This window comes from Sulfolobales archaeon (genome assembly GCA_038897115.1).
Lineage (GTDB): Archaea > Thermoproteota > Thermoprotei_A > Sulfolobales > AG1 > AG1.
Map to the genome: position 1 here is coordinate 1 of JAWAXC010000086.1, position 8709 is coordinate 8709.

Genomic DNA, 8709 nt, shown 5'->3' on the forward strand with positions numbered 1-8709 from the left:
GAGTCCTGGGGGAATTTACTTGATTTTTGATTCGAGTATAAGTGATGCTATCTCGGCTAGGACGTCTAGGAGTGATTTCTCCTCTACGGCGACTACTCTCCCATCAGACAAGTGTTTGTGGTGGGGATGGCTGGGAACTTCTGGGTGATGTGGAGCATTGTCGTAGCGGAATACCATTACTCCCTGCGAATCGGTGTAATGGAATCTATAGGATACTCTCTTTAGGTTATTGCCCTCTACAAGGAGGTACTCAAGGAAATAGAGTCTGGTGGAATCGATAAAGGTTATCGTGCCTTTTAGGACAAGCCTATTGGATGCTCTCCAGCTTACATAAATCTGCGTCTGTGATATTATTGGTTCTAGTTCTTGGAGCCTGATCTCAACCCTTCTGAGATAGTTTCTTAGAGGCTGATTCTCCAACCTTCTTCAGCTCCTCTAGCTCCATTCTGGCTCTTTCAAGGAAGACGAGTTCACCGTACCATTCTATGAAGTCTTCATTGTCGCCGAGCTCGCCCCGTAGGTAGCGGGACAGGAACTCCTCTGAACTCATCCCATATTTCTCCTCGTACCTCTTAACCCTCTCCATGGTAGTGCTTATTTCTAGTTCAAGCCTCTTAACCTCAGCCTCAACTGCCCTAAGCAGTAGCCTTACAGCCTCTCTAGGCATTTTTAACTCCACGAAAACCAAGACCGTCTCCATTATACTGTTAGTATAGGGCAACATATAGGCCTTATCAAGGCCTAAAGTAACTCATTGTCAAATTAACAAGGCAATTCTAGGAAGAAGCTAGAACCTACACTGATATCTTAAATCTTAAATATGCTCGGGGAATGATTCCAATATTCTACATCATCATTACAGCCAACCACTCTTGATAATCATATCTGCGATATAGCGGGGATCGTAGATTATCGGGTATGCAGGCCGTCAAGCGGAGACAAACTCTATACTCTAATCAACTGGGATAGCTCCTACACTCCACCAGCCTTCACGGGTACTTGATTTGAAGAATCCCGATACTCTTTCCCGTACTAGGTTATCACTGGCATCTGTAAGATGGCTCACCATGGTCTCTCCGCCAGAGGTGTTTATGCCTTAAGCTGAGGCCACTGGGATAGACTAGCGTGGGGAAAAGGCTATAGGTATTTGCGATAAGAAGACCACAAAAGACCTAACAAATGAAAAACTCTATACACCCTTGTTCTATAATTATTCAGAGGAGTTGGAAAAACTATTAAGAAACACAGTCACAGGGCTAAGAACATCCTCATTAATTAATGCTACTGCATGTCAAGGAGAATCGTCGAGATAGTCAGAGAATACATCTTAGCAATATTGTTGAGGATTTGAGCAAGCTGAGCAACAGGGCTGATGGATCTAGGAAGTGTGATAAGAAGCCTTCTCTATAAGCATACCGAAGAATATAGATTATGTTACTATAAACCATTCATTGAAGAGCTACAGGTAGCATACGTTGACCCGAGAAACATTTCTAAGTTCCATGTGATTCAGCAACCATAAGCGCTCGTAGTATTCCCCGTTACGATGATGGCGTAGCTGTCCTGACCCATCTCACTAGAGGATGAGGTTTATCGCTGGCTCTGTCACGATTCTCTAGCTTTAGCGATCGCCCTGACTCTGTGTTATCATCTTCCTAGTAAATCATTCTCTTGGTTAAGCTTTGATCTCCGGTGGCCTAAGACCTAAGGGTATGTTTTTATGCGTGCTTTGCCGCTACTCTGAGCAGCTTTTCATCGAACGTAGCGAACCCTGCCCCCGCAGATTTAGCTAGCTGCACATAGAGAGCGCCGTACACCGTGATGCCCTCCTCTAGTGCGAGTTTAAAGGCCTCTTCGGCTATCTCTCTCGAGGAGTATACCTTCAGCGTTGACCATAGCTTCAAGAGGTCTTCTACGCTCCTGACAGCTTCCTCCCAGCCTAGATCGCCCACCTTTAAGCAATGTTTCCATATAGCGTTTAAGGCTTCGGGGAGAGCTAAGTCTATAGTTGCCATCACCTCCCTGTCCCTAACCCACGAACGCACTAGCCTACGCACCTCCCCAGAGCCCCTTTCTTCGAGCACGAGCTTTACTAGAAACGATGCGTCTAGCACTATCAACGCTCCTCCCTCGACTCCCTAATAAGCACCGTGGAGTCTACTCTCGTCCTCCTCACCCCCGCATTCTTCTCGATGCTATCGAGTATCTCTTGAAGCTCGAGAGCCCTGACGCGCTCCTCGATAAACATTCTAATCTCTCTACTCCAATCAATACTGTACTTTTTCATCTTCTCCTTAAGCTCCTTGGGCACTCTGATCGACACTACGTCAGACAACCTGTATACGCCATATAAAATATAATGTATACACAGTTTTAAACATTTATGACCGGTGACATTTATCCCTTCACCCCCGAGGATCGTCCATGTAGTATAGGTTTCGTTTACACAACCTCTTCTCGGGCATGTTCTCGATGTATCCTTCTCATCTACGTGCTCTACCTCTATCCCGTATTCCTCGGCAACCTCTCTAAGCCTTCTCAATAGATATCCATAGCTCCATATATGGACGATCTCGAAGTTAACCTTAAAGCCCTTACCAGGCTCTTGAGAAGCATACCTCGGATGACCAACGAATACCCTTTTAACACCTTCATTGTATAGCCATTCTATCGTGTTTCTCACAGCCCAGTCTATATAGCTCTTGATCTGTCTCCTCCACCTCTTATACATCCTCCCAAGCCTCTTAGAAGACCTCAAACCATATCTATTTAAGATGCTTTGATAGCTAGAGATCTTATCCCTCCAGTAGAAGCTAATAGCCTTCAAAGGCCTCCCATTCACTAATAAGGCAGACCCATCATCAACATAGACGGCTAAGAGGTTATTGATGCCTATATCAATGCCTGCCTCTTTATTTCCACTAGGCTTAAGTGGGATCCTAAAGCTACTACCCCTGATTATCTTCTTTTCAACCTCATATGATATGTATATATACCACTGCCAAGGCACTATCAAGACTTGCAAAAGCAGGATACATCAAGAGATCATGGGTATGGGTCTCGCAAAGGAGACAGAGGCTCTACTGCTTGAAATAGCACAACAGCTTTTTGAGAATAACATTTGTTAGGAAATCCCCTAACACAAAGATCTATCCTGGCTCAGATCCTAGACTTGGTTAGGTTCTGCCATGGCTAACCATGCTAGGACTTATCCTTTGAGAGGGCTATCTATCATCTGTTAGGGGATTTCCTAACACAAATCCCCTACCGTGATATCACAGCTGTGGTAAAAGCTCCTCCTAGAGTGGGACTGGATGGATTTGCTAGAGCGAGAGCTAGTACGAGAACAACAAGAGGCTGATAAAACATATTCAAGAAAAACAAGAAAACCATCGAGGAGGAGTCGAGGGTAAGATGAAAGTTTTTCAAATAAAACAGGTAATACCTTCTCATTCAAAAACGCTCTATGCCCCCTTTTCTACTATATATTACCGCCTGTTAGCTACGTATATATTGTATTTAAATATTTAAATCAGCTTATGCGGTTTCTATAGAGCTTCTACAACGCATACATATTCAAAAACGATTTAAAGATCTATATATAAATCTCAAACCAAGGATTTGAAGAAAAGATACACATGCTAGATCAATAGAATAAATGTTTTTGAAAAGGATTCGAAGAAATGCTCAAATAACAAAAACAAACGTATATGTTGAACATCCATGTATATATACCTCGTTTCGACTGATCTAGTTCGGAAGGTGAGAAACATGGCACAGTATTTCTCCTTCTTCCTAAGCAGAACATCTTGCACTTCAGCATTATCTAAGGGATATAAAGCTATTGATCATGGGGGTAGTACTGCTAATCCTAGAGACATTGTTTGATAATATAGCGGTTGACAATATAATGTATAACATTACAACAATTTTAGAGAATGTATTTCAAAATATGACCGGCCAGGGTGCAAATGTACTCTCAGGAAGCTTCGTAATGCATATAGGATTAATAGTACTCCAAATCATAGACATAATATTAATTATAGCTGTCTCAGTACACATAATTTGGACTCTATTCAGCTCTCCTCGAAATAAATAGAGAATTAAAAGCAAAACATTTTTTATCTTTTATCCATTTTAATGAGACCCGATAGCGATAGCCTAAGCCTTATAAAATAGTTGGCAAACCTCGCCTCTTAAGGCGGGGAAGGGGTCATAGACACCCTCCTACCAGTATATTTTCCGCTGTAATCATAGTAATCCTTGGGCCTAGGCCTAGGATCTCGACCGCTGGGTTTTTTCTTAAGCACCTCTCCAGTGTTTGATCCACATCAATGAGAAAACAGCTTAAGGGTTTATAAACCTAGATCAAATTTAGGTATAGCTGTGCTTAACGCCCATGGATCTAAACCAAGCGTGTTAGGTAGATCTTTGTTAGGGGATTACCTAACAGAAGATCTAGAAGGTCTTCTTTAAAATTAATCTAGTACTATAATATTCAGTATAGCATCACGTTTGGAAAAATATTCTAAACAAGATACTATGGTATCAAGGGCTGGTCAATATAGAGCCCCCCTTTTAAACACATCTGTTTGAAAGGAGCCCCTGCATCTCTTGAGAAGCACTAAAGTATCTACATCCCCACGAGCTTCCTAACATCCTCTTTGAAGTTATCCGCAGCAAACCTTATGATAAGTTGCTTCCATGGATGGATAGTATCTAAAGGCAATATTTCTTAGCTGTTTAATGGAGCCTTGCGAGACCATGAAACGATGGAAATGTTTACACCTGTTTTGGTGCGGCGGCCGGGATTTGAACCCGGGATTTCCGGCGTGGCAGGCCGGCGTCCTAGACCAGGCTAGACGACCGCCGCCATATTTACTATGGGTGGGCGGGGTTATATTTCTTGTTTTGGTGAGCATTCCACGTTTATAGTTATTGCTGTGCCCTCATCTATTTTTAATTTTTCAGAGAGTTTCTCTCTGGATATTATTTCTAGTATTGTGGGTTTATGTGTGGATCTATATGGTCTTATTAGAAGCACTTTATCTCCTTCTATATATGCTTTCCAAATGTATAGCCCTCCATATGTTTTTCCATCTATTACTATGTCTCCTATCTCTTCTTGGGGTGGGCATATCTTTCTCAGCTCCTCATAGCCTTCTAGCCCCTCTATCTCTATGTTTAGCGTTCCTGGATATGGTTCTTCTCCAAGTCTTTCCCTGAAGATCTCTTTGTATATATCCATGCTAAGAAAGATCCCAGATTTTCCGAGCCCCTTGACATACCTTCCCCTCAGTCTAACGCTATAGGGAGCCCCAGCATTTTCCATACCTCTTCACCATGCTATCTATATACTCCTTCTCGGTGAAATATAGCTCTCCAAGGAGTAGCAGTATCTGTGGCTTCAACTCGATCCTTGTTTTTGAGAGCTCCTCAAGAGACCCATAGCAGATCCTCTGCCCCGGCGATCCAAGCCCCGCAGCACCAATCCCAAGCCTATATCTAAACCCCGGATCACCCTCCTCGGATGCTATCGATATAAGGATTCTCGAGGCCTCGTCAAAGCCCATAAAGTAGTTTTCCTCAGCGCTTAGCTCGAGCAGTAATAGCACGTGTAGCCCTCGATCTATTGCTTCTCTTATCCTTCTATAGATACCACTAGCCTCCTCCCTACTCCTCGGCCTAACAACGCTCATCACCCTCCCAAGCCTATATACCATGAGGCCTGCATAGCCTAGAGAGGAGGTTATCGCTGAGACGCCTGGGATATATGTGTAGCTATACCCCCTTCTAACAGCCTCAGTAGCTATGTATATATGGGTAGTAGCAGCCATGGGATCTCCCCAGCATGCTAGACAGACCCTCTCACCCCTTTCCAGAGCCTCAAAAAGAGGTCTAGCAGATAGATCCTCAAGATCTCTTCTACCAAGCCTAACAAACCTCCTACCAACAATAGCCTCGACATCCTCAATAGAGCCGTTAGCTGGCAGGGATGTATAGTCCTCATAGAATATATGATCGCATGACTTGAGAACCTTTATAGCTTCAAGTGTAATAAACATAGGCGATAGCCCCAACCCCACAATATATAGATGCCCCCCACCTGGGCTCAACACCTACACCTTGATTCCAAGATCTTTTTAATGATAGAGGATGTTGAGTACCCCCCGAACTTCTCCCTAACCCTTATAATCCTCACACCACTCAGACCCCTAGACTCTAGGCTCCTCGCCAATGTATTCTCATCAACAAACTGATCTGGACCGAGCACTATTAGATCAGGCCTAACCCTCTCAACACTCTTTAAATAATCTATCTCATCCCCAAGAAAAGCCTTATAAACATATCTTATGGAAGATATAACCTCCAGCCTAGCCTCCTCACTATTCACAGGCTCCTGCCCCTTAAACCTCTTAACATTGCTATCCCTAGCAACAACAACATAGAGCTTCCCAAACCTTGAGGCCTCCCTGAGAAGAGCTATATGCCCCGGATGGACTATATCGAAGGTACCACCCACGAAAACCCTAGGTTCGCCGACCCTCCTCCATGTGAAGCTAGTAACCCCCAGGATTCTCAGCGCGTCTAAAAGCCCCTCAGCATATGAGATATCTATTAAACCAGTTATATAGTCCCCCTTTTCATAGCTATACCTAGCATCCTCATAATATCTCCTAGCAAGCTCCAACACCTCCCTCTCCCTAGCACCTCCTGAAAAGCTCTTCTCAGCCTCCTCCAACGCGAGCTTGAAGCTATTTAGATATGTTCTCAACCTCTCTGAAGGATCGCTTAGCCACTCACCCATTTTCACACCACATTCTCACGATTCTATCCCTCAATATCTATTTTCAATTTCCAACTCTATATAAGATCGCTTCCACAACTTAAGCCTAGACACCGTCCATCCCTATAGTAGGTAGTTGCCCGTGCCCACTGCCTTGGTTATTTTGGTTTTTCTGTGGATACGGGTTCACCCCACCTGTTTCTCCCCCTCAGCCCGCCTACGGCTCCAGAGGGTCTCTATATCTCCAGAGCCGTCGGCGAGCCTAAGTGCATAGTTTCATAGCCTCGTCCCTCGCCTAAGGCTCATCGGCATCAACAGATATATAAGTCTCTGATCATTATATACCAAATAACTATGGCAACTGAGGAACCCAAAGCCCATCACCAAACCAACAGTCGCTATCCTATTATCTGACCTCCTCCCTACCCTAGGGGATCCTCGCTCTTCGGGGCGGGGAGGTGTATGGCTAGCCTCTATTATAGCGTTAATAGGTGTAGATAGAGAAGAGTGAGAATGGAGGTGCGAGGGCTATTGATTATAGCGCCAACGACTATAAAGAAGATATGGATACTAAGCTTTGAGGTAGAGGGATTCGCTAGTGTGGGTGGGCTTGGAAGAGCTGTTGCGAGGCATATCTCAGGACTCACTAGAAGGGGGTATGATGTTACGCTCTTCATACCATCACATGGGAGGCATCTCTCAAGAGACTATGTTACAGGGCTTGGGATGAGGAGCATACCATGGTTTACACCGTGTGGCTATAGGGTGGGGATCGATGGTGTTTCCAGAAGATATTGCTTGGGTGCGGAGGAGTTCCATCTCTTAGGTGCAAGGGTTATTGCTTTTAAGGGGCTTGACTATGAGACTGGAAGATATATCGATAGTTGGGACGTATATGCAGATCTACCTGAGAAAGCCTGTCTATATGCCAGGGCGCTGCTCCACTGGATAGATGCTACAGAGGAGAGGCCTGATATAATCCACTCTAACGACTGGGCAACAGCGATTGCCGGTGTAGCTGCCAAGATAGCTTTTGAAGGCAGGGGTTACGCTTTGCCTCATATCCATATGATCCATCTAATATCATCCCCATCCTTTCCATGGCACTATGCTTCAGAGCAGTGGTGTGGAATGAAGAATATATTACATAGGGTGTGGAATGGCTATGCCCATATAAAGAGGGAAACTAAGGATGTGTGGGATAGCGTTTGGGGTAATGTAGATGCATTCTCCCTGGTAGAGGCCGATGTAATAGCATCCGTTAGCTGGGGCTATATGAATGAGATCCTAGATAGATTTGGTAGGTGGATGGCTCCCAAAGCTTGTGTGGCGCATAACTCAACCCAGTGGTCTGTAAATGAGGTTAAGGCATATGCTGAGAAGACATATGGAACCACCTCGAGAAAGATCCTGAGGAGGAGGGTGATAGAGATAATCAACACACTGCCACAGAGAACAGGCTGGATAGATCCTAACACAGAGATCCTAATATCGAGTAGCGGTAGGGCTACCTGGCAGAAGGGGTTCGACATGCTAATAAGATCTATGGATCGCCTCGATAGAAGCTTCGCCCTAGCGATAATGGCGATAAGCGTTGGAGATAAGCAGTTCGAGGAATATATATCAAGAATGGCTCTCGAGAGACGGGGCAGGGTTGCAATTCTGTGGGGTGATCTAGATGAGATGCTTAGGAAAACCATAATATATGCTTCAAACGTATATGCAGTACCGTCTAGATATGAGCCCTTCGGAATAGTCTCTATAGAGGCCCAGGCTCTGGGAACACCGGTGGTTGTAACAAGGGTAGGCGGGCTTCCAGAGACTATTATAGATATCCATGAATCTGAAAAGGGGACTGGGATAGCTGTTAACCTAGATGAAAGATCGATAGCGGATGCTATCAGATCTCTTGCCATAGCATC

General features: G+C 44.5%; 8 protein-coding genes and 1 tRNA gene. 1 reads left to right on the forward strand and 8 read right to left on the reverse strand.

What is annotated here, in order from left to right:
- Positions 1–15 precede the first annotated feature (15 nt).
- The 8 genes from QXE01_09840 to QXE01_09875 form a co-directional block, all read right to left on the reverse strand.
- Positions 16–420, reverse strand: a complete 405-nt coding sequence (locus QXE01_09840) for a DUF6516 family protein (GenBank protein ID MEM4971536.1) — start codon at positions 418–420, stop codon at positions 16–18.
- Positions 380–688: a hypothetical protein gene (locus QXE01_09845; GenBank protein MEM4971537.1), complete on the reverse strand. Its 309-nt coding sequence runs from the start codon at positions 686–688 to the stop codon at positions 380–382. Before QXE01_09845 ends, QXE01_09840 begins: the two co-directional genes overlap by 41 nt.
- 1030 nt (positions 689–1718) lie before the next feature.
- Positions 1719–2114: a type II toxin-antitoxin system VapC family toxin gene (locus QXE01_09850; protein ID MEM4971538.1), complete on the reverse strand. Its 396-nt coding sequence runs from the start codon at positions 2112–2114 to the stop codon at positions 1719–1721.
- Between the two features lie 2 nt (positions 2115–2116).
- Positions 2117–3025, reverse strand: coding sequence for a transposase (locus tag QXE01_09855; GenBank protein ID MEM4971539.1), 909 nt, complete (start codon positions 3023–3025; stop codon positions 2117–2119).
- Between the two features lie 1769 nt (positions 3026–4794).
- Positions 4795–4873, reverse strand: a tRNA-Gly gene (locus tag QXE01_09860).
- Positions 4874–4897: 24 nt separating this feature from the next.
- Positions 4898–5332: a DUF120 domain-containing protein gene (locus QXE01_09865; protein MEM4971540.1), complete on the reverse strand. Its 435-nt coding sequence runs from the start codon at positions 5330–5332 to the stop codon at positions 4898–4900.
- On the reverse strand, positions 5307–6116 hold the full coding sequence (gene dph5, locus QXE01_09870) for a diphthine synthase (GenBank protein ID MEM4971541.1): 810 nt from the start codon (positions 6114–6116) through the stop codon (positions 5307–5309). Before dph5 ends, QXE01_09865 begins: the two co-directional genes overlap by 26 nt.
- Positions 6113–6808: a DUF357 domain-containing protein gene (locus QXE01_09875; protein MEM4971542.1), complete on the reverse strand. Its 696-nt coding sequence runs from the start codon at positions 6806–6808 to the stop codon at positions 6113–6115. Before QXE01_09875 ends, dph5 begins: the two co-directional genes overlap by 4 nt.
- A gap of 492 nt (positions 6809–7300) precedes the next feature.
- Between QXE01_09875 and QXE01_09880 the strand changes: the two genes are divergently transcribed.
- The coding region (locus tag QXE01_09880; protein ID MEM4971543.1) for a glycogen/starch synthase at positions 7301–8709 on the forward strand (1409 nt) is incomplete at its 3' end.